A 25265-nucleotide genomic window follows, 5' to 3' on the forward strand; every position below is an offset into this window, starting at 1 on the left:
CTCCTTTTTAATTAATGAAACCATAAGCTTACGCTTCTTCGTGTACACCTTCTCCAATTTCCTCAATCGTTTTGCGATTAAAGGCATCAAGATCCTTTGGTGTGCGGCTTGTTATCAAACCATTATCTACCACTACTTCTTCATCTACCCATTCTGCACCTGCATTTTTCAAATCAGTTTCCAAAGATGGATAAGAGGTAAGGCGGCGACCGCTGATCATGCCTGTCTCAATAAGCACCTGCGGACCATGACAAATTGCTGCCACCGGCTTGCCTTCGTCTAAAAATGCCGATACGAAGGCTACCGCGTCTTTATTTTGACGCAATTTGTCAGGATTTAAAACGCCGCCAGGTAATACCAAAGCATCATAATCATCCGGGCTTACGTCACTCAAATTCTTATCCACATCAACCTCAATACCCCAATCGGTTTCGTTCCAGGCTTTTATCTTGCCACTTTGTGGCGATATGATGTGTACTGTTGCACCCGCTGCTTCCAAAGCCGCTTTAGGGCTGGTAAGTTCTACTTGTTCAAAGCCCTCTTCTGTCAGAAGAGCTACTTTCTTGTTATTTAAATTTGCCATAGTAGTTTTTGTTTTGCTATACATTAACTACAGGGTAACAAAATAATAGTTTTATGAAAATGAAAGCTGATATTTTTATGACTGACCGGCAGCTACATGATGCACCGCGTAATTGATAAAATTACTGGTGAGCCCATTGTCCTCGGTTCCCTTTCTGCGGATAAAGTAAAAATCACGGGTGATCTTGAGTCCTTCTATCGGCACTTCCACGAGCTCGCCCTCCGCCAGCTGGCGCAAGATAGACGGGCGCGGCATAAACCCTAGGCACTGATCTGCCAACAGAAAATTCTTTAGCGCCTCTGTACCCCCCAGGCGAATCTTCACTGCCAGATCTGCAGGTTTTATATTAAGAGCGGAGATGGCCTTTAATAGCGCTGTTAATGTTCCGGAGCCCCGCTCGCGCAGTGCGACAGGTGTTTTAACAAACTGCTTTAACGTTAATGATTTCCCGGCCGGCGGACTTTTAGCTGAACAAACAGGGATCACTTCATCACTCATAAAGTGCTTGTAGGTAACGGTAGTTAATTTGCTGTCGGCCTCAATAATACCCAGGTCAACTTCGTGGTTCAGCAGGGCATTCAAAATATATTCTGAATTACGGTTAACAAGCTGTACACCCACATTGGCGTATTCCCGCTGAAACCCCGAAAGGATATAAGGCAGAATGTAAAGCGCTATGGTAGTACTGCCCCCCAGGCGCAAATGCCCGGCGGCATTAGAGGTGTTACTGAGGATAGAAAGATCATACTCTATCTTCCGCTCAATTTCCGTAGCCTGCTGCAGGTATTCATTTAATTTGATGCCTGCTTTGGTAAGCAGGATACTGTTACCCTTCCGCTCGAACAGAGGCACTTTATACTGATCCTCTAACGCTTTGATATGCTTACTGATGGCCGGCTGCGTAACAAACAGCACATGTGCTGCTTTACTGAAACTCAGGTTGGCAGCAACTTCCATAAACACACGATGAGCGAAAGAGATCATTCGGCTAAGTTAATAAACGATACGGTTTATTACAGGAAGATTAGCCAGTCTACATCTGGTTGCTTTTAAACAGCCGCTACCTTTTAGGAGTTGCCACCCCGACGAAATACAATTTGAATATTCAATAAAAAAAGGGAATCAACGATGCTGATTCCCTTTTAAAGGTTAGTTAAACTTTAACGATAGACATTGGTTGCTATCAAAACAGCATCTTATTTTTGAGCGGATAATCATCAAGGAGTTTCTCCAGGTATTCAGTAGTCAGCGCGTCTTCAAAGGCCGCGGCGTGGCGCGGGTGATGCATATCACTTGCAATAAAATCAACCATTTGCTGATCTACCAACTCTTCGGCCATCTTCTTTGTTGGCTTGCCGTAGTATCCGGTTAATGAAATTGTATTGATCTGGAGATTGCAACCCCAGCTACGGATCATCCTTAACCGGTCGATATCCATGTAAGGGTAACGTTCCGGATGCGCCAAAATTGGTTTATAACCAGCGTCCCGCATTTTTTGAATAAGTTGGATCACATTTGGGGCCTCATTAATGAACGACAACTCAAAGAGTACGTAATTATCTGCACCCATCGTAAACAACGTTTTTTCGTCTATCCGCTTTTCAAATGTTTCATCCAGGTAATGCTCGGCTGCCGCTTCCACCTGTATATCAATGTTTTGTTTTTTTAATTCCTCTTTAAGTATAGCAAGTGCATTAGATATCGATTCCCTGTCATTACGGTAATAATCTACCATGACATGTGGCGTGGCAATGATCTTTTTTATTCCCAGCTCCATCATCTTTTTTATCAGCACGATAGATTCTTCAGGAGTTTGGGCACCGTCATCAATTCCCGGCAAAACATGCGAATGCATATCTACCAAAAGAGGCCCGTAATCAAGGGTTCTTACTTTTTTTACTTCCTTTTTCTTAAAAAAACCAAACATTTATCTAGCGGTTATTATATTGTTCACTGTAATACTCCTGGTAGTGGCCGGATGTTACATCGCTCAGCCACTGTTCGTTCACCAGGTACCAGTCAACCGTTTTTTCCAGTCCTTCTTCAAAAGTAATAGATGGTTCCCAACCCAATTCATTCTTCAGCTTGGCAGCATCGATAGCATAACGCAAATCGTGACCTGCGCGGTCGGTAACATAAGTGATCAGTTGTGCCGATTCGCCATCTGCCCTGCCTAATTTTTTATCTAATATACTGCAAAGTAATTGGATCAGGTCGATATTTTTCCATTCGTTATGCCCGCCGATATTATAAGTGGTACCGGTGGCCGCTTTATGGAAAATCAAATCGATGGCCCTTGCATGGTCTTCTACCCATAGCCAATCACGAATGTTTTCGCCTTTTCCGTATACCGGAACAGGTTTTTGCTGCTTAATATTATGAATTGCCAACGGAATGAGCTTTTCCGGGAAATGGAATGACCCATAGTTGTTAGAGCAATTGGATATAACGGTATTCAGCCCGTAGGTATCATGATAAGCTCTGACAAAATGATCTGAACTTGCTTTTGAGGCCGAGTAAGGGGAATGCGGATCATAAGCGGTTTTCTCCGTAAACATATCGGTATCGCCTAGCGTACCATACACCTCATCGGTGGATACGTGATAGAAACGCTTATTTTCCAGGTCGTCCTTCCAGAGGTTTTTAGCCGCATTTAATAAGTTTACCGTCCCGACAACATTGGTCATTACAAATTCCAGCGGATTGGTAATTGAACGATCCACATGCGATTCTGCCGCCAAATGGATAACTGCATCCGGCCGTTCTGTCTCAAATAAATTATTGATGTAGCCAAGGTCAACAATATCACCTTTTATGAAACGGTAATTAGGCTCATTCTCTATATCTTTTAAGTTGGCCAGGTTACCGGCGTAGGTCAATTTATCCAGATTGATGATCTGGTAATCCGGATAGTTTGTAACAAAGCGCCGCACAACATGCGAACCGATAAACCCCGCCCCACCGGTGATAATGATTTTTTTCATTTCGAAAACTTATTTAATTAAAGCGCAGTACCTGCATACTGCAAGTACCGTGCTAATGTTGTTATGTTGGAGATTAAACAGGGTTTTGCGCCAGGTAGTTTTCCCACTTCCAGGCCGATGACATCATCGCATTGATGTCCAGCTCTGTTTTCCATTTTAATTCGTTGGTGGATTTGGTTACATCACCCCATACCTGCTCCACATCACCCGCGCGTGCAGGCCCAATCTGGTAGTTAAGTTTAACCCCGGTTGTTTGTTCAAAGGCCTTTATAACTTCCAATACCGATGTTCCGGTCCCTGTTCCTATGTTAAATACATCAAAACCTTTAAAGCTATCCTTTTCGGCCAGTTGAAGTGCTGCAACGTGGGCCTTACCAAGATCTACAACGTGGATATAGTCGCGGATATTGCTACCATCCGGCGTATTGTACTGGTCGCCAAAAACGGTTAGTTTTTCGCGCTTACCGATAGCTGTCTGCGTAATAAAGGGAACCAGGTTCTGTGGCACACCAATTGGCAGCTCGCCAATCAGCGCTGATTCGTGCGCGCCAACAGGGTTAAAGTAACGAAGCGAAATAATTTTGTAACTACTGCCTGCAGCAATAACATCTTTTAAAATCTCCTCGGCTATTTGCTTGGTATTGCCATATGGCGATTGGGCAGCCTTCACCGGTGCATCTTCTGTTACAGGCAACGTATCGGGCTGGCCGTAAACGGTACAGCTGGATGAAAATACAAAATTAAGCGCCTTACCTTCGTAAGCGTTAAGGATGTTAATAAGCGAATAGAAGTTATTCCGATAGTATTTTAACGGCAATTTTACCGATTCGCCCACCGCTTTGAACGCAGCAAAGTGAATGATACCACCAACTTCCGGCTCCTGTTTTGCAAAATCTAATACAGCTTGCTCGTCGCAAAGATCCAAATTGTAAAAAGCAGGCTTATAACCGATTATCTTGGCAAGCTGATCTAAGATCTTAATGCTGGAGTTAGACAGGTCATCAATAATTACCGGTTCGTAACCTGCATTTACCAATTCTACTACCGTGTGCGAACCAATAAAGCCTAAACCGCCTGTAACCAATATTTTCATGTTATTGTGTTGAAGTTACTTAGTGTTTGTTAAAATAGGTAAAATCCTTGTGCTGAATTTCCGAATCAGGCAACGATTTAAAATATTCATAGGTGATTTTCAAACCCTCACTGCGTGATACCTTTGGCTCCCAGCCTAAAATAGCTCTTGCTTTGGTAATGTCCGGGCGGCGCTGTTTAGGATCATCCGTAGGCAAAGGAAGGCTGATCATCTGTTGATCGGTTCCCGTCAATTTGATGATCTCTTCACCAAATTCGCGAATAGTGATCTCATCCGGGTTACCGATATTCATTGGCTGCGAGTAGTCGCTAAACAACAACCGGTAAATGCCTTCAATCAAGTCGTCAACATAGCAAAACGCGCGTGTTTGCGATCCGTCACCAAACATGGTTAATGGTTCGCCACGCAAGGCCTGGCCTATGAACGCAGGCAGCACACGGCCATCATTTAGGCGCATGCGCGGGCCGTAAGTGTTAAATATTCGCACGATACGGGTTTCCAAACCATGGAATGTATGGTAAGCCATGGTGATGGATTCCTGAAAACGCTTAGCTTCATCATAAACACCACGCGGGCCAACCGTATTCACGTTACCCCAGTATTCTTCAGGTTGCGGGTTAACGGTAGGGTCGCCATAAATTTCTGAAGTGGAGGCGATGAGCATGCGGGCATTCTTCGCTTTAGCTAATCCCAACAGATTGTGGGTACCCAGCGAACCAACTTTTAAAGTCTGAATAGGTATTTTTAAATAATCAATGGGGCTTGCCGGTGAAGCAAAGTGCAGAACATAGTCTAACTCACCCGCAACATGCACAAATTTTGACACATCATGATTATAAAACTCGAAATTCTCCAGTTTAAACAAATGTTCGATGTTTCGCAGGTCCCCGGTGATCAGATTATCCATCGCAATTACATGAAAATCTTCTTTAATAAACCTGTCGCAAAGGTGCGATCCCAAAAAACCGGCCGCACCGGTTATTAAAATACGTTTACGTGTTGCCATTAATTATGTTTTTTGTTGATATGTGATAAGTTACAGTTTGAAGTAGCCAGGTAGATCCTTTCGGAATTGCCAACCTGTTACTATTTTGCAATTAATGTTATTACTTTTACCGTCCGACGAAGATAATAATTACAAATTTAAAATGCTTGTACTATATAACATTGGTATTACATTATATTACTGGCTGGTATATTTTGTTTCGTTTTTCAATACTAAGGCAAAGTTGTGGGTATCCGGCCGGCAAAACCAGCAAATACAACCCCTTACTTCAAGCATTTGGTTTCATTTTGCCTCACTTGGCGAATTTGAACAGGGTCGCCCGGTTTTGGAGCAAATGCGTATCGCTTATCCATCTAAACCTATAGTTGTCACTTTTTTTTCTCCTTCGGGTTATGAGATCAGGAAGAACACACCACTGGCCGATGCAGTATATTATTTGCCTCTGGATACCGAAACAAATGCCAATAAATTCATAGCGACTATTAACCCTGTATTGTCTGTTTTCACCAAGTATGAATACTGGTACCATTACTTCAATGAGTTACATCATCAACATGTGCCACTCTATCTCATCTCGGGGATTTTCAGGCCCGAGCAGGTTTTTTTTAGATGGTACGGCGGCCTGCACCGCAAAATGCTTAAACTGGTTACCTGGTTCTTTGTACAGGATATCCCCAGCAAACACTTACTGCAAAGCAGGGGAATTACCAACGTAACCATCAGCGGCGATACCCGGTTTGATAGGGTTTGGGCCAATGCACAGCAGCCAAAAGCATTGCCGGAGATCGCCGGATTTAAGAACGGCCAAAAACTATTTATAGCCGGCAGCACCTGGCCGGCGGATGAACAGCTGATTGCTGCTTTAATAACCAAACACCCCGACTGGAAATTCATCATTGCCCCACATGAAATTGGCGAAGTACGAATAGGCAACCTGGTAAACCTGCTATCACAGGAAACAACCGTAAAATATTCACAACTCACAACTCACAACTCACCACTCACCACTTTGGTTATCGATAACATTGGTATGCTTTCCTCGCTCTACCAATATGCAGATATCGCTTATATAGGAGGCGGCTTTGGCGCAGGCATCCATAATACCCTTGAAGCTGCGGCCTTTGGTATGCCCGTGATATTTGGGCCGAAATATGCGAAATTTAAAGAAGCAAAAGATCTGGCAGAACTGAACGCCGGGTTTAGCATCAGTAACGAGGAGGAACTATTTAATATAGCAGACAAACTAATAGCGGATGAAGCATTCAGGCACCTTACATCTGCAACAGCCAGAAAATACGTGGAAGAGCATACCGGGGCAACAGAGGCCATTATGAAATACATTATAGGGAAGCACCCATTTTAAACTGATTTCTTTTTAAATTATCGAGGTACATTTCTGAATTCTTTACGCCAATCATCTGCGCACACGTTAGTTAAATCAACAGCCAACAAACCTCCATACCCAATTTTTACTTAATATTGCCATTATGGGCTTTTTACATCTTCCCGGTATCGGCACAGCACATTATCATGAGTACGGCAGCGGCTCAAAACCTATGCTGGCTTTTCATGGTTATGGCATGACGGGGAGGCAGTTTCACGTTTTAGAGCAGTCGGTTTTGCAGGCGTACCATGTTTATGGCTTTGACCATTTTTTTCATGGTGAAAGCAAGCTAACCAACTGGACCGAAGCGCAGATCACCGCCGGCATGCCCAAAGCCCTGGTTAAGCTTTATGTAGAAGAGTGGTTTAAACAATATGGCAGACAGCGGTTTTCGGTGATGGGTTATTCTATCGGAGCCAACATTGCGCTGATCCTGGTAGAAGAATACGCCGAACTGATAGACAATATTATCCTGATGGCGCCTGACGGCCTTTCGGTTTACAAAGGATTTCATTTTTTAACGCACAAAACAACCGGCCGGTTCTTCTTTAAAACCGTAACCAAAAGCAAGTGGCTGGCACCATCGCTGATCAAAGGCCTGAAAAAAGTTGGCTTTATAGATGATAGCTTGTTTAATATTGCTTACAATGAGATCGACACCGAACAAAAACGGCAGGATGTATACTATACTTTAAACCTTATCCGCTTACTAAAACCCGATACCGCCAAAGTTGCGCAGTTGATTAACCGGCACCACATCCATTGTAGGCTGGTTTTTGGAAAGGATGATAATTTATTTCCCAAGAGTGCTGCAGTGCCCTTTTTAAATACACTGGATAAAGCCGATGTGCACGAAGTATCCCTTGGCCATTGGCTGGTGGTGAAAGAGTTGGATGACTATTTAGTAAATTTACCGCAATGATAGCCGCCCGCCGCAAAAAATTCCTGGCCAACCTGTTTGCCAAATACATGCATTACCGCATGCGTAAAACATTTCACAGGCTGGTGGTGGTTAATAAAATTACGCCGAAACCGGAGCACTCAGTATTATTACTCTGCAACCATTTTGGTTGGTGGGATGGATTGTGGGCTAATTACCTGGCCTACTGGCACCTCTTCCGTAACTCCTATATCATGATGCAGGAAGATCACCTGCAAGCCCGCATGTGGCTGAACCATTGCGGTGCATTCTCTATTAACCGCAGTTCGCGGGAGATGATCAGATCGCTGCAGCATGCCGCGGAGATACTGAACGACCCGGAGAACCTGGTGATCGTTTTCCCGCAAGGCGAACTGATCTCTAACCATACGACTGAGATAAAAGTTGAAAAAGGAATTGAGCGCCTTATTAAAAACATTAAGGGCCCCTGCCAGATCATTTACAATTGCGCACTGATAGAATATTTTGAAAGCCTGAAGCCATCGGTATATTTCCACATGGTGGATTGCGGTTTGGCAGGAGAACTCACCTTTGACGAACTGAGCGAAAAGATTAATTCCGCACACCGTGAGGCCTTAAAGGCACAATTAACCGTAGCACATTAGGAAAGCATAGCATGTTATATCCAAAAAAAAATGCGGTTGTTAAATGGGTATTTGATACCTATGTGAAGTGGGCGGTAAGCCGCCAGTTTCATGAATTGCTGTATGATGAAATTGCTGTAGATAAAAACCGGTCGGTACTTTTGGTGGGCAATCACTTTAGTTTTTGGGACGGGCTGATCTTGTATTCCATCAGCAAAAAACTGTTCCGTAAAAAATTCCATGTGATGATCCTACAGGAAACAGCAACTCGTTCGGGAATACTCAGGTATGGTGGTGCGTTTTCGGTAAGCAAAAATTCGAAAGATCTAATTCGTTCGCTGGATTATGCAGCGGAATTGCTTGCCGAGCCAGGAAACCTCGTGCTAATGTTTCCCCAGGGAAAGCTATATTCGAATTTTGTGCAAAAGGTTAATTTTGAAAAAGGTATCCTGCGGATCATTAAAAAAGCTGAAGGCAAATTTCAATTGATCTTCGCTGCAACTTTTATTCAATACTTTAAACATAAACAACCCAACGCAACCGTTTATCTTAAAGCAGAAAGTACCAGCTATGCTAATAAAACCATTGACGACCTGCAAACCGCCTATCAACAGCACTATGACATCTCCAAAAAACACGAAACTGAAATTGAAATCTAAGTGATCATAGCCCTGCTCGTCTCCTTTATTTTTTTGATCCTGCGGTTTACGGTAACCCTGTTCAATTTTTTATCAAACCCAAAACTAACCCGGGTCAGCAAACGGTATGCTGATAAAATTTCGATCCTTATCCCCGCCCGTAACGAGGCGGAAGATATTTTAACACTGCTGGAATCTATCCACCAGCAGGAATACAGCAACTACGAGGTGCTGATCCTCGATGATAACTCATTTGATAACACTTACCAGGTTTGCGCCGACTTTGTGGAAGACCACCCCCGCTTTAAAATTATTAAAGGAGAAGCGCTCCCTCCCGACTGGCTGGGTAAAAACTATGCCTGCTACCAATTGGCGCAGCAAGCTACCGGCCGCTACCTGCTTTTTTTGGATGCTGACGAGAAGGTAAGCAATGGGGTGATCAACAGTACCATTCACCGGATGCAACTACGGAGACTGTCCCTGCTCAGCCTTTTTACCAATCAGGAGATGCGCAGCCTTGGCGAAAACATGGTTGTACCACTAATGCATTTCATTTTGCTGAACCTGTTGCCCCTGCGTTTGGTTTATTTGGTAAAAAGCGCATCCGTATCTGCCGCCAGCGGGCAGTTTATGCTTTTTGACAGCCAAACCTATCAGGAATACCAATGGCACCAATTGGCAAAAAACAAGGTGGTGGAAGATGTAGAGATTATGAAGCTGGTTAAAGCTTCGGGCTTGAACGGTGAGGCTTTGCTTGCTAATGGTATGATCAGTTGCCGGATGTATAAGGGCTATAATGAGGCCATTAACGGTTTTGGTAAGAATTTCCTGGCGGCCTTTAATTACAATATTTTTGGCTTTATGATCTATCTGCTGCTAATCATGGGCGGCCCGGTAGTGATTTTAATGGCAGCCAACCTTAATTTAATTTTTATCATGACCGGACTAATTATACTTACCCGCATCATGATCTCATTATCTGCCGGGCAAAAAGCTTGGAAAAACGTAATTTTACATCCTGTACAAATGATGAGCCTATTGCTTATAGGGATCACATCCATTCAAAAACACCTCAGCAAAACCACCGTATGGAAAGGCCGAAAGATCTCAGTATAACACCCCGCGCCGCCATTGCTGTAATTGTGCTGTTCCACATAGTGGGCCTTATGGGATTGGTGCTGCCCTTAACCCGCCCATTGTTCCTGCAAATAGTGCCCTGGCATATTTTGCTGATGCTGCTGGTAATCATATCAGGTCATAAAAATTTTAATGGTAAGTTTGTTTTTTTCATCTCCCTCATATTTATATCGGGCGTTGCGCTTGAATGGATAGGCGTACACAAAAACTGGATCTTTGGCGTGTATGATTATGGCTCCACGCTGGGCCTCAAAATCTTCGACATTCCCCTCACCATTGGTATTAACTGGTTCCTGCTCATATATGCCGCAGGGATAACTATGCAGCGCAGTAGACTGAAAGGTATATTACCAAGAATTGCTGTAGGCGGCTTAATGCTGGTTGCGTTGGACCTACTGATAGAACCGGTTGCCACCCGGTTTGACTATTGGCACTGGGCGGGAAACACCATTCCCTTCAAAAATTATTACTGCTGGTTTTTGGTGAGTGTTGCAATGCTGTTCGTATTCGAAAAATTTCAGTTTAAAAAGCAAAGCATTGCCGCCCCTGTGCTGCTGGCAACACAATTTATCTTCTTTGGCATCCTTGCAGCTATTATTCTCTTCTTTTAACCAACGTTTGCTGTGTGGGAGCAAGACCTGCTTAAATAAGGATAATAGAATTTAGATATAAGGCACCTTAAAATTTGATCAAACTCGAAAACAAAACACCTCTATCCAAGGCTTTGCGTTGCATTTTTTTTACGTAAGAAGTCTGAAAAAAAGTATTTAAAAATTTTGATTAAACCTTTCCATGGTAAAACAGTTCTATAAGAATATACATAAAACCATATGAAACGAATTCTATCTATTTTATGCCTTGCAATATTGGTATTGACAGCGGCATCATGCAAAAAGGAAAATGTAGTAGCTCCGGGAGCTATAACTTTTTTCACTAAAGCCAATAATTGGACAACGGCAGATAACGGTATCACTTACACAGCGGATGTTCCTGTTCAAGCCATCGACAGTTATTATGATTCAAATGGCGCCGTATTGGTTTACAACGATTTAGGATCGGGCGAATATGAGCAACTTCCTTCCGTTTACGGCGGCATCACCTACAGGTTCACGTATACCTTAGGGCATGTGTACATTGATGCTCAAAACAGTGATGGCGGTTCAACTACCCCAATCCCCCCAAATTTGAATTTGAAAGTAGTATTGATTGACTAACAGTATAAACAGGAAAGGCGCCAAATAGGCGCCTTTCCTGTTTACAGAACTCATCGCTGCGGGTTACGAAGCAATCTCTAAAGCTTTGCATCACCGCTATACTTATCTAGAGATTGCTTAGTAACTCGCAATCACGATTTAGTGATCGCGGTTGAGCGTAAATTTATTTCTCCATTTGCTCTATCACGGCAGCTGTTACGCCGGTAAAAGAAAATCCACCATCGTGGAAAAGGTTCTGCATGGTAACCATTTTGGTCAAATCGCTAAATAAGCTTACGCAGTAATCAGCGCACTGGTCTGCATTGGCATTTCCCAGCGGACTCATCTTTTCTGCGTAGTTGATAAATCCATCAAAGCCTTTAACACCGTTACCCGCAGTAGTACGGGTTGGCGACTGCGAAATGGTATTTACACGTACATGTTTTTTAACCCCATACTGGTAACCAAAGTTACGGGCAATACTTTCCAGGTAGGCTTTGTTGTCGGCCATGTCATTATAGTCAGGGAATACACGCTGAGAAGCAATGTAGGTTAAGGCCAAAACAGAACCCCATTCATTAATGGCATCCATTTTCATAGCCACCTGCATAACGCGGTGAAAACTTAAAGCTGATATATCTAAACCCTTGTGCGTAAAATCGTAGTTATTTTCTGTATACGGGATGTTTTTACGCACGTTCACGCTCATACCGATTGAGTGCAGTACAAAATCTACACCGCCGCCAAAATGCTCCATGCTTTTGGTGAACAGGTTGGTTACATCCTCGTTGCTGGTTACATCAGCAGGAATAACAGGGGCATTACATTCCTCTGCAAGTTTATTCAGTTCGCCCATACGCAATGCAAGCGGCGAGTTGGTTAAAACTATCTCGGCCCCCTCGGCTACGCAACGCTGTGCTACCTTCCATGCGATAGACTGCTCGTTCAACGCCCCGAAAATGATCCCTTTTTTACCTTTTAATAAGTTGTAAGCCATTGTTTTTAGTTTTATAGTGCGCCAAAGTTATAAATTAGTTCCAAGTTTGCAGTTGGCAGTTTGCAGTTGCCCATAGTTTTCTGTTAACTGCACGCTCTTATCTGCAAAATATCTAGCCTGCAAGTAACTCCCTGGCATTTTGGAGCGCACTTTCGCCCGGCTTATCACCGCTCAGCATTTTGGCTATTTCAGTAACGCGCTCTTCGTCGGTTAGTTTTTTAATGCGGGTTTTGGTTATTGCTTCCGTATCATCTTTATAAACAAAGTAATGGCTTTGGCCTTTGCCTGCTATTTGCGGCAAGTGAGTTATGGTGATCACCTGCAGATTCTGCGCAAGTCGTTCCATCACCTGGCCAACTTTATTGGCCACTTCACCGCTTACACCCGTATCTATCTCATCAAATATTATCGTTGGCAAGGCGGTATACTCCGCAATGATAGATTTGATGCTCAACATTAACCTGCTCAATTCACCGCCAGATGCTACCTTGCTCATATCAGCCAGTGTATGGCCTTTATTGGCGGAGAAAAGGAAGCGGATCACGTCTAAACCGTTGGCCCCCAGCTCCGCTGAAGTTGAATTGCCCTGACTGTTTGCAATAGCTCCCCCTTTAGTGGGTTGCGGGGCCAGCGAACTTTGCTCAATTTCCAAAACGGAATTGACCATACCCATTTCGGCCAGGTTCGCCAGTACTTTTTTAATGATCACCGGGATAACCTTTTTGCGGTTGGCAGACAATTGTGCCGCTAGCTTGTCCAGTTCAGCCTTGGCAGCGCTGATCTGTTTCTGTAACTTCTCAACCGCTTCGTCGCCAAACACCGCCTGCGCAATTTTTTCAGACAGGTCATTTTGGATCTCCAGTAGCTCCGCATTGCTATTTACGCGGTGCTTTTTCTGTAAATTATAAAGCAGGCTTAACCGTGTATTTACTTCTTCTGCGCGGGCATCGTCGGTTAAAGTTTTTTGTTCGATGCCTTCAATTTCAGCAGCGATATCTTTCAGCTCAATAAGTGCGCTTTTGAGTCGCTCATGTAAGTCTTCTACTTCGGTATTAAATTTTTCTACAATAGATAACTGCTGACCCGCCTCTCTTAGTTGTATAATGGCACATGTCTCTCCTTCGTTCATCAGGAAGTGGGCACCCAGCAGGTTACGCTTTATCTCGTCGGCATTATTTAAAGTAGCAAGTTCCTTCTCCAGCCCATCCTGCTCGTCGGCAGCGATGCCGGCTTTATCCAACTCATCAAACTGGAACTGGTAGTAATCCAGATCGGCCTTAGCTTTATCGTTCTGCTCTATCAACTGCTGCAATTGCGTAAGCGATTTCCGGTAAGCTTTGAACTTTATTTGATAGTCTGTTAACAGATCCTGATGACCAGCTACGCCATCAACCACTAAAAGCTGAAACTCGGGGTCGTTAATCTCCCGGGTGGCATGCTGCGAATGGATATCGATCAGTCTTTCGCCAAACTGCTTAAGCAGTGTTAAATTAACCGGCGTGTCGTTGATGAACGACCGGGATTTACCATCGCTGGAAATCTCGCGGCGCAGCACGGTATCGTCCTCGTGGTCGAGGTCGTTATCCTCAAAAAATGATTTTAGATGAAAACCATCGATCCTGAACGAACCTTCTATCACGCATTTTTTTTGCTGGTTAAAAAAATAGCGGCTCTCGGCACGCTGACCAAGAATCAGCGAAAGTGCACCCAGAATAATAGATTTACCTGCACCTGTTTCACCGGTTAGGATATTGAGCCCTTTATCAAAGCTGATCTCCAGGTTATCAATCAGTGCGTAATTTTGTATGGTTAGCTTTTGAAGCATAAAAAAAGTGCCCTCTTTTTTAAAAGCACTAAATTACAAAAAGATACTTACCTAAAAGTTTTACTCTTTAAAAATGCTAAAAAAAATAGCGAGGCATTGGAGCAGTTGCTGTTAGCAGAAGCAGTTCATAACCGCAGGCTCCCTTTGCGAAAGCCTGCGGCAACAATTTCATATAGACTGAGTGTTATTTACGGTTTAACCGGTGCTGGTGGCGCGTCAATCTTTACTTCGGTATTGTTATTATTATTGTTGTTGTTATTATTGTTGTTGTTGTTGTTGTTATTATCATTCTCCAAGCGGAAAGTTTTATGGCTGCTGCTATATTGTTTCATCTTGGCTTTAAATTGCGGTGAGTTAGTGTAAGTGTGCAAACGCTCAGTTGCTTGTTTCAACAATTCCTTTTGCTTTTTAATCTCCGGATTGTCGGCGTAGGCCCGCATCTGGCCACCTAGTCTACGCATTTCTTCCTGCTGCTGCTTTATCTGCGGATTATCGTAGGCCTGGCGTATGCTGTCGCCCATGGCACGTAATTTTTCACTCTTACCCACAAACTCGTCCGATTGGTAGAAGCTTCTCATTTTTTCACCTAAATCGCTCATTGCTTTTGTTTGCGATTTGATCTCTGGCGACAGGTTGCTTTGTAATTCGTCCTGGTATTTGCGGTAGTTCTCGTTGCGGTCGTCGTTATAATCGCTTTTGATGCCGTACTTGGCTTTTAATTTAGCGTTCATATTCTTAAACTCGGTTGAGTTAAAGTATCGCTCTATTTTTTTGCCCAGTACTTCCATTTGCTTGCCGTAACCCTCCACATCCGGATTTTTACTGATCTTCTCAAAGTCAGCACCCAGCTTTTCTTGCTCTGCCGTAATCTTCTTAATCTTATCACTGTTGTAAAAAGCATCAATTTCTTTACCCCGTTTATCTATGTCGGCACTGAAATTCTTAAACTTATCGCTGTCGTAATATTTGCTGATCTCGGCAGCATGTTTGTTTACTTCTGCAGTCAATTTGTCCAGCTGCGGATCGTTGATACTAAAAGTTTGGTAAACATCACCGCTATTGTTGTACAGATGCTTTTTAAGCTTTTGAGTTTTGAATGCGGTTGTTTTAAATTTTTTATTATCTGATTTGTCAGCCTTTTTTAGGGTAGTATCAGCAGGGGTGAACAGGCTTTTCATTGCTTCTGCCGGTTTTATGGCTTTAACAGTAATTTTGCCGTTCTTAATTTCGGGGTTTAGCCAGGCAATGCTGCTTAAGCTACCGGCTAATAATAATATGGCAAGCACCAAATGGCGTATGTTGCCTGTTTTTTGTTGAGTTTTCATGATGCGTTCAATTCGGGTTAATAAATAATGTTTTTGGGTGCTGGCGGCCAAAGCCAGCTGCAGGTTGCTTCGCCTGCTTTCTTCGAGCTTTAAAAGGGCCCGGGCATACACCAGCGGCTTATTTGTGGTTTGTACCACCAGGTCATCGCAGCAATTCTCTCGCTCTGTGTTTATTAAACCACTGATGACTTGTGCAAAAGGATTAAAGAACAATAAGGAATTGATTACCTGCTGCAGCAGGTTGATTAAATAGTCATTGCGTTTAATATGAGCGAGTTCGTGTAATAAAATAGCTTCCGTTTCTGCAACAGAAAGGTTGGCAGCCAGCGAAAATGGTAAAAGGATGATAGGTTTAAGGTGACCGATCATACAGGGTACATCAACAAGCGAACTAAAATTAACCCTGACGTAGCGGCGTATGTTCAGTTGCACCGAGAAATCGTCTACCAGCCATTGCAAATCCCCCGCCGGGAACAAGGCCTTTTTAATTTGATGCAACTTTAGCCTGCAATAACTCAATTTAAGCAGGTTCACCATTAAACCTGCGGTATAAAGGATAGAGATGTAGGGCAGATAGGCTTCAATTACATAGTAGTATCGATCTGCCTGCGCCGTAAAGGGCGAAAAATGATTTTTTAGGTCTGCCATAGAGATAACACCTGCTCCGGGCGTTTTAACAGCCGGGTGCCAGTTTAAGTTAACCGCCTCGTTAAACAGGGTAACCAAGAACCAGGCTGCAATAGCCAGCATAGCGGTTGCGGCCAAATTATACTTTTTTATAGCCGATAAATCAGGAAGACTGCTTAGTGCTGCACGCAACAGTATCCATATCAATAAACCCTGCCATAAAGAATGTAAAATGGCAATACCTAAAACCTGGCTGATGTTGTAAAGAAGAAACTGCATAAATCTTAAATGCTAAATCCTAAAATCTAAACGCTAAAAACCTAAAACTCCTAAATCGCTAAAACCAAATCCGAAAGCTATTCCCCTTCCCCAAACCTGGTCAGGAAATTCTTGATGGCGTCGATCTCATCTTTCGATGCCCGGTGCTGTCCCAGCGCCTGGATCACCAAATCGCTGGTAGAGCCTTTAAACACGGTAGATAAGATCTTATCCAGCGCGCCCTGTTGTGCCTGTTCGCGGCTGATCAATGCCTTGTACAAATGCGTTTTCGCTTCGGTGTTGCGTTCCACCAAACCCTTTTCATGCATAATCTGCATAAGTTTCAGGGTAGTCGTGTACCCCGCTTCTTTGTTTTTGGCAAGTTCCTCGTGCACGTCGCGTACCGTACACTCGCCCTTTTTCCAAATAACCTGTAAAATTTCCAGCTCGCTTTCTGTTGGTTTCAGTTCCATTTTTCCCTATTACGAATTCCTTCGTACAAATATCTACGATAACTTTCGTATATGCAAATTTTATTTTATTCTTTTTGGTATGATGTTGATTTAACACATAGAGAACAGAAATCTACATTTTGTTTAGCACAGAGCAAGGCAAAGCTTGGTCGAGTTATTGTTTTTTCAAAACGCAATTATTAGTTCACTAACTTTTGAACGTTTTTATTGACTATTGTTTTATTGCCGCTGCGGTAAATTGGTTTCCGACTAATAGACATCAACCATCTCCCCGCGTTACAGCTTATTGTCATTATTATCCCCTTATTTTTCAAAACCCTTTATGCCCCGTATATTTGCAGCACTATGGAAATTTTTGCATTGGGTGAGGGCTCCTATTCGGTTGATGTTACTAAAAAGTTTATTCCTTTTAACCCGGAAACAGAAAACCGGCGCGACCGCCCGGGATCGTTATTTATCCATGTGAATCCTTTCCTCATCAAAACCAATGATGACCTTATCTTGCTAGATGCCGGCTTGGGGTATAAAGACACCCGCGACGAATTATTACTTCATCAGCACATTCGCAATGCCGGTTTTGATCCGGAGGATGTTACCCTTGTACTCATGAGCCACCTGCATTACGATCATTCCGGCGGACTAGTGGTAGAGCGCAACGGTAAACTGGAGCCCAGTTTTCCGGATGCAGAACACGTGATCAACAAACAGGAGTGGGAATTTGGCCTTACCGGGGCGTCTTCTTCCTATCACAAAGAAATTTTTGAGGCTTTACAAAATAAGGTAAAGCTAACCCTCATTGAAGGTAGCGGCGAGTTTAAACCCGGCATTAGCTACGAACACAGCGGCGGTCATAGTAAATTTCACCAGGTATTTTGGTTTGAATTTATTAATGGAAAGGTGTTTTTTGGGGGAGATGAGCTGCCGGAACCAGAACAATTGATCAGGAAGTTCGTAGCTAAATATGATTTCGACGGCCAGCGGTCTGCCGGGTTAAGAATTGAATATGGGCGAAAAGCTGCTGCTGAAGGGTATACCTGCTTATTTTATCATGCGAGGGCCAATGCAATTGGTACCGTAAGCAATACCGATGAACAGTTTATCGTTACGCCTGTTCTTTAACCCCAAATAGTTCTTTTATCTTATCCACATTAAGCGGCTTTGAGATAAAATCTTTCACAAGGGGATAAGAGCGCGCTTTGTTGATATCGTTACTAAACACCGATGAAGAAATAATATAGATCTTGCTTTTTCCTAGCGGATCGATATTTAAACGCTTGTATTCGTCTAAAAATTCCCAGCCGTTCATAATCGGCATATTAATATCCAGCAAAATATAATCTGGCAATTTAGCAGGGTCGTTACGCTGAATCTCCGCAAGCTGATCAATAGCAAATTTCCCATTAAGGCAGGCCATGATGTCAGTACTGGTTAATGCCTTCTTGATTAACTTTATAGATATAAAGTTATTAATCTCGTCGTCATCAACCAATAATACGCTTACGGTTTTAGTACTAAAAGGGTTCATATATACTTCTTATACGCAAAAATGACGAAAAAGGTTTTACCACTGCCGGTTTGTATTGGGAAAAACGTGAGATGTAAAACAAGTAATTAAAGATAAATAGATTACAAATTTAATTTTTAAACTATTGGTTTAAAACAACAGATTTCATTTTGTATTTTAATCCGGTTCGTAAACTTAAGTAATATACGCAAAAAATCCACATATTATTACAAACTATCAAACCTTGCGTTTCCAGAAGTTAATTACCAGTTAACGCCCCTCTGATGATGGCATAGCGTTACCACCATCCTGGTTATCCTTTTCTTTCTCTTTGTCTTTAGAAAACTCCAATTTGCCAAATTTGTAACTCAAAGTTATCCCGAACGATTGCAACGGAACCTGGCGGATATTTACCTGATTAAAGGTTGGCCCGTTAGTGGTACCGCGTTGTGTTACATAATGTGTAAACGGATTTGCTGATACCAAACCAACGCTTGCCTTTTTGTTCATGAACTGTTTACGAATGGCAATATTATAGAACACAAAATAAGGCCTTGTACCCTGTAGTGTTCTCTGCGATGAGTTGTAATTAACAAACCCTTCTGCCAGCACATCATGCGGAAACTGGTAACTGGCATTTAAATTTATCCTGTACCCTACCCCTGTTACTTTAGCAATACCCGGGTTGGTATTGGTACGGCTTGCAATAAACATATTGGTACGCAGATTAAGCTTACTGCTTACCGGTACCGAGGCAAAAAGGTTACCGCCAATGGTTGTTTGGGTGCCAATGTTACTGCGCTGATTAAGCAGCACATCAGGATAATCTACACCATTGATGGTTAGCACATCATAGGGGATAGTGTATTGCTGTATATCATCAATATTATGGCGGTAAAAACTCCCCAGGTAAAGGTTGGCGCCTCCGTCAAAAGACCGGTTATACCCCAGTTCAACGCCATGGCTCAACTCGGGTTTTAAGTTAGGATTACCGGTACTGATATTATGTGGATCGCTGATGTTATAAAAAGGATTAAGATCGCCATAATCAGGGCGCTCTATCCGGTAGGAATAGCTCGCCTTGATGGATTGGGTAGGGCTAAGCTTGTGCGATAGGGTAACCGACGGCACAAATGTATTGTAACCGGGGATCACCACGCCAGCAAAATCTGCTGATGTATTGGTGTATTCATCTCTTAAGCCTGCTTTGACATCCAGAAAACTATTAAACAGAGAAGTAGATACCGACAAGTACCCTGCGTAAATCTGGCGCTTGTAATTAAACCCGTAAGATTGGTTGGCGTTGTTGATGTAACTGCCATCATTTAACAAACTATCGGTGTTCACCACATTTTTCAAATTTTGAAGAACCGCCTTGGCACCTGCTTCCAGCGTAAACGTTTTGGTAAACGGGTGCGAATAATCAATAGAGATGTTGGTTTCTCTATCGTTGCCCGGGTTATTACTGCGCGATCCGCTGGTTGGGTAATTACCCGTTAAGTAGTCTTGCTGGTTAAAATAAGAGAAGGTGTTTTTTCCATAGCTGGTGCTGTACAATATATCCAGGGACTGCCCTTCCTTCTTAAATGTTTTTTTGTAGGCCAAACTGAAATCAGTTGCATTTACATTGAAACGGCTATCTGATGTGCGGTTGCTTGATAATTGCGAAAACAGATCACCGCCGGGACTAAGGCGATCTTGTTGCTGGTTAGTAAACCCGTTGTTATGATTCCCAAAATGATTAAAATTTACCGAGGCTGTCAGCTCATCCATTTTACTTATGCTCCAGTTAAAACTGATGCCAGATTGGTAACCACTGCGCCGCGTGGTATTATCGCCGCTTTGCAAAAGATGGGTAAGGGTATCGCCGGGTATATTTCGCGATAGCCTGTCGTTACTGTTTAAACCTGTAGTTGCCAGCTGCGCATTACCGCTAAAAAAAGCGTTCACCCCAAAATTATTTTTCCGGGCATTTAAATTGAACGAGCCATTCTCCAAACGGGTGCCGGCAGACAGGTTGACACTTCCATTAATGCCTTGTACCTTGCTATCCTTTAAAATGATATTGATGATACCACCTGTCCCGGCTGCATCATATTTAGCACCGGGGCTGGTAATTACTTCGATGCTTTTTATCTGGCTGGCGGGTATAGCCTGCAGCGCGTCTGCTAAACTTGCGCCAAAAATACTGGAAGGCTTGCCATTGATCAGGAAACGCACATTGGCATTACCCTGCAGTTCAACATTTCCATCCAAATCTACAGAAACCATTGGCACCTTCTTTAAAACATCCAGCGCAACACCACCCTGCGCCGTAAGATCATTGGCCGCATTATAAACCATTTTATCTATCTTATTTTCTATCACCGGTGCCTTAGCGGTAACAACCACGCCTTTCAGTTGGTTCTGCGCCGGCTCCATCAACACGTTGCTTAAGGATGGGGTGGTACCGCCGTCGGAAACAATAACATGGTCTATAGTGGTACGTTTATATCCTAAAAAATCAATGGTTACCCGGTAATCACCAGCAGGAACATTATCAATACTAAAGGAGCCTTTAGCATCGGTGCTCATGCCATTGAAAGGGCTGGTTGCCGCTTGTTTATATACAGAAATGGTAGCATAATCTACCGGCTGCTTGCTTACGGCATCTATAACTTTACCGGCAATTTTGCCTTTTCCGGCAGTTTGCGCAAAGGTATTAACAGAGAAAAGAAGTATCAGCAATACAAAAGAAAGAAAACGCATAAAAAAGTATGTTATTAGGACACTACAAAACTGTCAAGAAAGTTTGGATTAAATTTGAGTTTTACTCAACGTGTCGGAAATGTTACAGAGAAGTTAAGAAATTTACTTAACTAAAAATGGTAATGCCGTATCATTTCAAAACCTATTGCACAGGCATTTTTAAAAGATCAATACCAGCGTGCCGCCGATAATCAACAACGCGCCGGATGCGGTTTTCAGCGTGAGCGGTTCTTTCAAAAATATAACCGACAATATAATGGCCAATGCCACACTCAATTTATCAACCGGTGCTACCTGTGATACTTTCCCTAATTGAAGCGCTTTAAAATAGCAGATCCATGAAAGGCCGGTTGCACAGCCAGAAAAAAACCAGGAACGCCCAGTTTTGTTTAGTTAAACTACCAAACCCACTACCGGCACCTTTGCAGGCTACAATTGCCCACGCAACAGCAGGATAACAACCGTACGGATCCCCGTTGCCAGATCAGTATCTACCCCCTTAATGCCAATCTTGGCAAATACTGCGGTAAGCGCCGCAAACAGGGCCGAATGCAAAGCATACATCCACCACATCATAAAAGCTTAGTTATCGCAATAATTCAGCCTAAAAATCGGTACGAAAACTGAATTAATTCTGTTAATTTTCTGTCGTTCTAAGTAATCATTTTTCAGAAAGCGATTGAAATTAAAATAAATAATATCGAAAAAAAAGTTTTTATGGTACGTTATTGTTATCTTCACCGTTTTAACCCTATATGAAGAAAACTGATTTTGTATACTCACAGGAGTCCGAGCCTCACCGTATCCGAACAAAAAAAATCTTAAAGCAGTTTCCACAATTGCGGAAATTGATCGGCAAAAATCCTAATACCATTTTTGCTATTGTTGGTTTAGTTGCTTTCCAGATCGTACTGGCCTGGTTCCTGCGCGACCAATCATGGTGGCTGGTTTTTGGGGCAGCATATTTATTAGGCGCCTTTGCAGATCATGCTTTGTTTGTGATGATCCACGAATGCACACACCAGTTGTTGTTCAAGAATCGTAATGCCAACCGCTTTGCATCCATGTTTGCCAATTTGCCGCAAATACTTCCCAGCGCGATCTCTTTCGAGAAATACCACATCAAACACCACTCGTTCCAGGGCGTACACGAATTAGATGCCGATTTACCAAACCGTTGGGAAGCAAAACTGATCAGCAATTCGTTTTTCGGTAAAGCTTTGTGGCTTTTGTTTTTCCCGGTATTTCAGTTATTTCGTTTATCACGTTTAAGAGAAATTCACCCTTTTGATGGCTGGATAGTAACCAATTTTTTAATTCAGGTGGCATTTACTGCAGCTATATATTATTTTATGGGATGGCACTCTTTGGGCTTTTTGCTGCTTAGCTTCTCTTTCTCGGTTGGTTTACACCCGCTGGGAGCCCGCTGGATTCAGGAACACTACCTTACCCATAGTGTTGAACAGGAAACGTATAGCTATTACGGCGGCCTCAATGCGGTTGCATTTAACGTAGGCTTCCACAATGAGCACCACGATTTTCCATCTATCCCCTGGAACAAATTGCCAGAGATCAAAAAAACGGCTCCAGAATTTTACGAAACGCTTTACTATCATACCTCATGGACCAAATTATTCCTGCAGTTTTTGTTTGATAGGGAGATCTCATTATTTAACCGTATCCTTCGCCGCGATCGTGGCCGGGTTGCTATCACCGATGTAAGCAAACCTGATATAGAAATGACCTCAAATGTTAAAACAGAAGCTGTAGCGTAAACAAACGGCTAAACTTGTATAACATAAAAAAGCTGTTAATTAACGTTAACGGCTTTTTTTATGTTATTGAGCAAGCGCATACAAACCGTTACATAGAATTGCCGCTTTTATGCTACTTTTGTTAAACAATTGCAACTTTTAATAAAATATTGATAATATATGAAACGTTTCTATGTTATTGATACTTATAAAAGAATGAGCCGGCGCCGAAAATTAAATATACTGTTACCCATTGTTGTGCTGATGTTTGTCGGCGCCTTTGCCAAACACAGGCTTATCGACAGCAAATTGCAGGCAGATTCCCGTCTGCAAAACAAAGAGATGGATGAAACCTCCGGCATAGCAGCATCCACCATTAACCCCGGATTATATTACGTTCATAACGATAGCGGAGACACCAGTCGCTTTTTTGCCATAACGCCCGATGGAAAGCTCCGTACTACTGTCTACTTTAAAGCCGAGAGGCACCGTTTGGGTGTGCTGGATTGTGAAGACATCAGTGTAGCGCCCGGCCCGGTCAAGGGTAAAAACTATGTGTACATTGGGGATATCGGTGATAATGGATCAACCAGAAAGTTCATAACCATTTACCGAACCGAGGAAAAAAAATCATGGTATAAGGACAGTATTGCTAATGTGACTTCATCTCCAATCAACCTGCGTTACCCGGATGGACCCAAAGATGCCGAAACAATGATGATAGACCCCATAGAAAAACTCATCTACATCGTAACCAAACGCCATGATACCGTGGGGGTTTATACCTCTCCTTTGATCTATAAAAATGATGACACCGTTACCATGACCTTGCGTACCAAGCTCTTTTTTAAAGGCATTAAGCCGTTCAAGTGGATCACGGCGGGAGACATTTCTAAAGACGGTTCTAAAATTTTATTGAAAAGCTACGAAAAGGTTTACTATTGGCAACGCAAACCCAATGAGCCTGCCTGGCGTGCTATGCAAGCCCCGCCACGAGAGTTACCTTATAAGCAGGAAAGGCAGGGAGAAGCCATTGGCTTTACGCCAGATGGGAAAGGTTATTATACCACCAGCGAAGGCGTGTATGCCCCTATCTATTACTACCAGGTGCCTAATTAAAGTTGCCCATTCTTTAATGCGTGCGAATAATCGCTGGTGTATTCACGGGGAGATTTGCCAGCCACATTTCTAAAAACATAATTAAAGTTTGTGATACTGCTAAAACCGCAGCTAAAAGCAACATCAGCTATATTATTTAAGCTGCCGTTGACCAGCATTTTACAGGCCTCATTCACCCTTACTTTATTTACAAATGCCACAAAGGTAGTACGGGTATGTTTTTTAAAATACCTGCAAAATGCGTTAGGCGTTAAATGGGCAATGCGGGCCACATCATCAAGCGTTAATGCATCGCTGTAATTGTGCATAATATAATTATACACAGCGGCAATACGCTCTCCTTCCGGATCAGTCATGGCATAGGGTTGCCCGCTCGATGACATCGGTAATAAACCTTTAGTTGCGTTCAATCCGCTCAGCATATCAATAAACAAGGCCAACTGTTCGGCGCCGGTAGCGTGCTGAATTTTACCTGTGAGTTCTGAAAAGGCAGGATAAGCCGATTCCGGTATCTTGAACCCGCCCTGCCATTGGGTAACAAAACCCAGCAAAGCTTTCATCTCCGGCAAATTGAACAATGCCGAAAGCTTGCCGTTTGGATTAAAAAAAATGCTCACCGCACGCACATTTTTTTTGCTTCCTTCCATAAAGTATTCCGGACTGCTTTTAAATAAATGGGGTTGGTTAGCTCCCAATACATAAATTTCAGCGCTTTTAAACACATGCATACTATTACCTGCCAGCAAGGTTCCTTCGCCTTTTTGTACCCAGGTAATTTGCACTTCGGCATGGCGGTGAAGGTGTGGATAAAAATACGGCAGGATCTCCTCCTGGATAATAATGGTTTTGTCGTGCGAAACCGGGATCGTAAACGGTAATACCTTCATGTGCTATCAGCTATTTAAGGGGGTTACTGATGTTGTTGACGGCCATTGTTTTAAACAATTGCCCCCAATTCTTTTAGAAACATAATTATAGCTAAATTTCTGCTGATTATCGCATAAACGCTTTTTTTTATCCCCGCAGGCAACCGATGGGATATTTACCTCGTGTTGTATGCAGATAAGGTAACATTTTAAGGCGAAGCATGACC

Annotated in this window: 23 protein-coding genes and 1 pseudogene; 10 read left to right on the top strand and 14 right to left on the bottom strand. The window is 42.9% G+C overall.

The annotated features are described in order from the left end of the window. Positions 1 to 28 precede the first annotated feature (28 nt). The 6 genes from A0256_02315 to A0256_02340 form a co-directional block, all read right to left on the bottom strand. Positions 29 to 583 (bottom strand): protease, encoded by a 555-nt coding sequence (locus tag A0256_02315; protein ID AMR34402.1) that lies wholly within the window; start codon positions 581 to 583, stop codon positions 29 to 31. A gap of 75 nt (positions 584 to 658) precedes the next feature. Continuing rightward, on the bottom strand, positions 659 to 1567 hold the full coding sequence (locus A0256_02320) for a LysR family transcriptional regulator (GenBank protein ID AMR30332.1): 909 nt from the start codon (positions 1565 to 1567) through the stop codon (positions 659 to 661). 199 nt (positions 1568 to 1766) lie between these two features. After that, positions 1767 to 2510 (bottom strand): capsular biosynthesis protein, encoded by a 744-nt coding sequence (locus A0256_02325; protein AMR30333.1) that lies wholly within the window; start codon positions 2508 to 2510, stop codon positions 1767 to 1769. Between the two features lie 4 nt (positions 2511 to 2514). Then, a complete protein-coding gene (locus A0256_02330; GenBank protein ID AMR30334.1) occupies positions 2515 to 3567 on the bottom strand; it encodes a dTDP-glucose 4,6-dehydratase in 1053 nt (350 codons plus the stop codon). Between the two features lie 73 nt (positions 3568 to 3640). Beyond that, positions 3641 to 4660 carry a UDP-glucose 4-epimerase gene (locus tag A0256_02335; GenBank protein AMR30335.1) on the bottom strand — a complete coding sequence of 340 codons (1020 nt, stop codon included), beginning with the start codon at positions 4658 to 4660 and terminating at the stop codon, positions 3641 to 3643. Between the two features lie 19 nt (positions 4661 to 4679). Further along, the gene (locus A0256_02340; protein AMR30336.1) at positions 4680 to 5666 is read right to left on the bottom strand and encodes an NAD-dependent dehydratase; all 987 of its coding nucleotides are present in this window, start codon (positions 5664 to 5666) and stop codon (positions 4680 to 4682) included. A gap of 142 nt (positions 5667 to 5808) precedes the next feature. On the opposite strand from A0256_02340, the gene A0256_02345 reads away from it, so the two are divergent. The 7 genes from A0256_02345 (at position 5809) to A0256_02375 (ending at position 11563) form a co-directional block, all read left to right on the top strand. Beyond that, positions 5809 to 7029 carry a 3-deoxy-D-manno-octulosonic acid transferase gene (locus A0256_02345; protein AMR34403.1) on the top strand — a complete coding sequence of 407 codons (1221 nt, stop codon included), beginning with the start codon at positions 5809 to 5811 and terminating at the stop codon, positions 7027 to 7029. Between the two features lie 124 nt (positions 7030 to 7153). Next, complete coding sequence (locus tag A0256_02350; protein ID AMR30337.1) at positions 7154 to 7972, top strand: hypothetical protein; 819 nt, start codon at positions 7154 to 7156, stop codon at positions 7970 to 7972. Next, a complete protein-coding gene (locus A0256_02355; GenBank protein AMR30338.1) occupies positions 7969 to 8595 on the top strand; it encodes a hypothetical protein in 627 nt (208 codons plus the stop codon). The genes A0256_02350 and A0256_02355 overlap by 4 nt, the downstream gene beginning before the upstream one ends. A gap of 11 nt (positions 8596 to 8606) precedes the next feature. Further along, positions 8607 to 9233 (top strand): hypothetical protein, encoded by a 627-nt coding sequence (locus tag A0256_02360; GenBank protein ID AMR30339.1) that lies wholly within the window; start codon positions 8607 to 8609, stop codon positions 9231 to 9233. Beyond that, the gene (locus A0256_02365; protein ID AMR30340.1) at positions 9234 to 10328 is read left to right on the top strand and encodes a glycosyl transferase family 2; all 1095 of its coding nucleotides are present in this window, start codon (positions 9234 to 9236) and stop codon (positions 10326 to 10328) included. Next, on the top strand, positions 10301 to 10960 hold the full coding sequence (locus A0256_02370) for a hypothetical protein (GenBank protein AMR30341.1): 660 nt from the start codon (positions 10301 to 10303) through the stop codon (positions 10958 to 10960). The genes A0256_02365 and A0256_02370 overlap by 28 nt, the downstream gene beginning before the upstream one ends. 261 nt (positions 10961 to 11221) lie before the next feature. Beyond that, positions 11222 to 11563: a hypothetical protein gene (locus A0256_02375; GenBank protein ID AMR30342.1), complete on the top strand. Its 342-nt coding sequence runs from the start codon at positions 11222 to 11224 to the stop codon at positions 11561 to 11563. Between the two features lie 163 nt (positions 11564 to 11726). Here the strand turns inward: A0256_02375 and A0256_02380 are convergent, their stop codons facing one another. The 4 genes from A0256_02380 to A0256_02395 form a co-directional block, all read right to left on the bottom strand. Beyond that, positions 11727 to 12539 (bottom strand): enoyl-ACP reductase, encoded by an 813-nt coding sequence (locus A0256_02380; GenBank protein ID AMR30343.1) that lies wholly within the window; start codon positions 12537 to 12539, stop codon positions 11727 to 11729. A gap of 112 nt (positions 12540 to 12651) precedes the next feature. After that, a complete protein-coding gene (locus A0256_02385) occupies positions 12652 to 14364 on the bottom strand; it encodes a DNA repair protein RecN (GenBank protein AMR30344.1) in 1713 nt (570 codons plus the stop codon). Positions 14365 to 14552: 188 nt separating this feature from the next. After that, positions 14553 to 16595, bottom strand: a complete 2043-nt coding sequence (locus A0256_02390) for a hypothetical protein (GenBank protein AMR30345.1) — start codon at positions 16593 to 16595, stop codon at positions 14553 to 14555. A gap of 77 nt (positions 16596 to 16672) precedes the next feature. Further along, positions 16673 to 17047, bottom strand: coding sequence for a transcriptional regulator (locus A0256_02395; protein ID AMR30346.1), 375 nt, complete (start codon positions 17045 to 17047; stop codon positions 16673 to 16675). A gap of 345 nt (positions 17048 to 17392) precedes the next feature. Here A0256_02395 and A0256_02400 point away from each other — a divergent pair, with 345 nt between their 5' ends. Continuing rightward, positions 17393 to 18166, top strand: a complete 774-nt coding sequence (locus A0256_02400) for an MBL fold hydrolase (protein ID AMR30347.1) — start codon at positions 17393 to 17395, stop codon at positions 18164 to 18166. On the opposite strand, the gene A0256_02405 is transcribed toward A0256_02400, so the two are convergent. The 3 genes and pseudogenes from A0256_02405 to A0256_02415 form a co-directional block, all read right to left on the bottom strand. Continuing rightward, on the bottom strand, positions 18150 to 18572 hold the full coding sequence (locus A0256_02405; GenBank protein AMR30348.1) for a histidine kinase: 423 nt from the start codon (positions 18570 to 18572) through the stop codon (positions 18150 to 18152). The genes A0256_02400 and A0256_02405 overlap by 17 nt on opposite strands. Before the next feature lie 249 nt (positions 18573 to 18821). After that, positions 18822 to 21299 (bottom strand): hypothetical protein, encoded by a 2478-nt coding sequence (locus A0256_02410; protein AMR30349.1) that lies wholly within the window; start codon positions 21297 to 21299, stop codon positions 18822 to 18824. A gap of 159 nt (positions 21300 to 21458) precedes the next feature. Continuing rightward, positions 21459 to 21872 (bottom strand): annotated as a pseudogene (locus tag A0256_02415) (hypothetical protein). A gap of 182 nt (positions 21873 to 22054) precedes the next feature. Here A0256_02415 and A0256_02420 point away from each other — a divergent pair. Continuing rightward, positions 22055 to 23074, top strand: coding sequence for a fatty acid desaturase (locus A0256_02420; protein AMR30350.1), 1020 nt, complete (start codon positions 22055 to 22057; stop codon positions 23072 to 23074). A 159-nt stretch (positions 23075 to 23233) separates the two neighbouring features. Further along, positions 23234 to 24172 (top strand): hypothetical protein, encoded by a 939-nt coding sequence (locus tag A0256_02425; protein AMR30351.1) that lies wholly within the window; start codon positions 23234 to 23236, stop codon positions 24170 to 24172. Here the strand turns inward: A0256_02425 and A0256_02430 are convergent. After that, complete coding sequence (locus A0256_02430) at positions 24169 to 25059, bottom strand: AraC family transcriptional regulator (GenBank protein ID AMR30352.1); 891 nt, start codon at positions 25057 to 25059, stop codon at positions 24169 to 24171. The two genes, A0256_02425 and A0256_02430, sit on opposite strands and share 4 nt — an antisense overlap. Positions 25060 to 25265: the final 206 nt, after the last annotated feature.

This window comes from Mucilaginibacter sp. PAMC 26640 (genome assembly GCA_001596135.1).
Taxonomy (GTDB): Bacteria; Bacteroidota; Bacteroidia; order Sphingobacteriales; family Sphingobacteriaceae; genus Mucilaginibacter.

What these genes read in the sequence shown, in the direction of transcription:
- A0256_02350 (AMR30337.1), top strand. Translation starts at nt 7,154, where the DNA reads ATGGGCTTTTTACATCTTCCCGGTATCGGCACAGCACATTATCATGAG.
- A0256_02320 (AMR30332.1), bottom strand. Translation starts at nt 1,567, where the DNA reads ATGATCTCTTTCGCTCATCGTGTGTTTATGGAAGTTGCTGCCAACCTG.
- A0256_02325 (AMR30333.1), bottom strand. Translation starts at nt 2,510, where the DNA reads ATGTTTGGTTTTTTTAAGAAAAAGGAAGTAAAAAAAGTAAGAACCCTT.
- A0256_02340 (AMR30336.1), bottom strand. Translation starts at nt 5,666, where the DNA reads ATGGCAACACGTAAACGTATTTTAATAACCGGTGCGGCCGGTTTTTTG.
- A0256_02430 (AMR30352.1), bottom strand. Translation starts at nt 25,059, where the DNA reads ATGAAGGTATTACCGTTTACGATCCCGGTTTCGCACGACAAAACCATT.
- A0256_02405 (AMR30348.1), bottom strand. Translation starts at nt 18,572, where the DNA reads ATGAACCCTTTTAGTACTAAAACCGTAAGCGTATTATTGGTTGATGAC.
- A0256_02370 (AMR30341.1), top strand. Translation starts at nt 10,301, where the DNA reads ATGGAAAGGCCGAAAGATCTCAGTATAACACCCCGCGCCGCCATTGCT.
- A0256_02345 (AMR34403.1), top strand. Translation starts at nt 5,809, where the DNA reads ATGCTTGTACTATATAACATTGGTATTACATTATATTACTGGCTGGTA.
- A0256_02360 (AMR30339.1), top strand. Translation starts at nt 8,607, where the DNA reads ATGTTATATCCAAAAAAAAATGCGGTTGTTAAATGGGTATTTGATACC.
- A0256_02380 (AMR30343.1), bottom strand. Translation starts at nt 12,539, where the DNA reads ATGGCTTACAACTTATTAAAAGGTAAAAAAGGGATCATTTTCGGGGCG.
- A0256_02335 (AMR30335.1), bottom strand. Translation starts at nt 4,660, where the DNA reads ATGAAAATATTGGTTACAGGCGGTTTAGGCTTTATTGGTTCGCACACG.
- A0256_02410 (AMR30349.1), bottom strand. Translation starts at nt 21,299, where the DNA reads ATGCGTTTTCTTTCTTTTGTATTGCTGATACTTCTTTTCTCTGTTAAT.
- A0256_02355 (AMR30338.1), top strand. Translation starts at nt 7,969, where the DNA reads ATGATAGCCGCCCGCCGCAAAAAATTCCTGGCCAACCTGTTTGCCAAA.
- A0256_02425 (AMR30351.1), top strand. Translation starts at nt 23,234, where the DNA reads ATGAAACGTTTCTATGTTATTGATACTTATAAAAGAATGAGCCGGCGC.
- A0256_02385 (AMR30344.1), bottom strand. Translation starts at nt 14,364, where the DNA reads ATGCTTCAAAAGCTAACCATACAAAATTACGCACTGATTGATAACCTG.
- A0256_02330 (AMR30334.1), bottom strand. Translation starts at nt 3,567, where the DNA reads ATGAAAAAAATCATTATCACCGGTGGGGCGGGGTTTATCGGTTCGCAT.
- A0256_02400 (AMR30347.1), top strand. Translation starts at nt 17,393, where the DNA reads ATGGAAATTTTTGCATTGGGTGAGGGCTCCTATTCGGTTGATGTTACT.
- A0256_02420 (AMR30350.1), top strand. Translation starts at nt 22,055, where the DNA reads ATGAAGAAAACTGATTTTGTATACTCACAGGAGTCCGAGCCTCACCGT.
- A0256_02315 (AMR34402.1), bottom strand. Translation starts at nt 583, where the DNA reads ATGGCAAATTTAAATAACAAGAAAGTAGCTCTTCTGACAGAAGAGGGC.
- A0256_02395 (AMR30346.1), bottom strand. Translation starts at nt 17,047, where the DNA reads ATGGAACTGAAACCAACAGAAAGCGAGCTGGAAATTTTACAGGTTATT.
- A0256_02390 (AMR30345.1), bottom strand. Translation starts at nt 16,595, where the DNA reads ATGCAGTTTCTTCTTTACAACATCAGCCAGGTTTTAGGTATTGCCATT.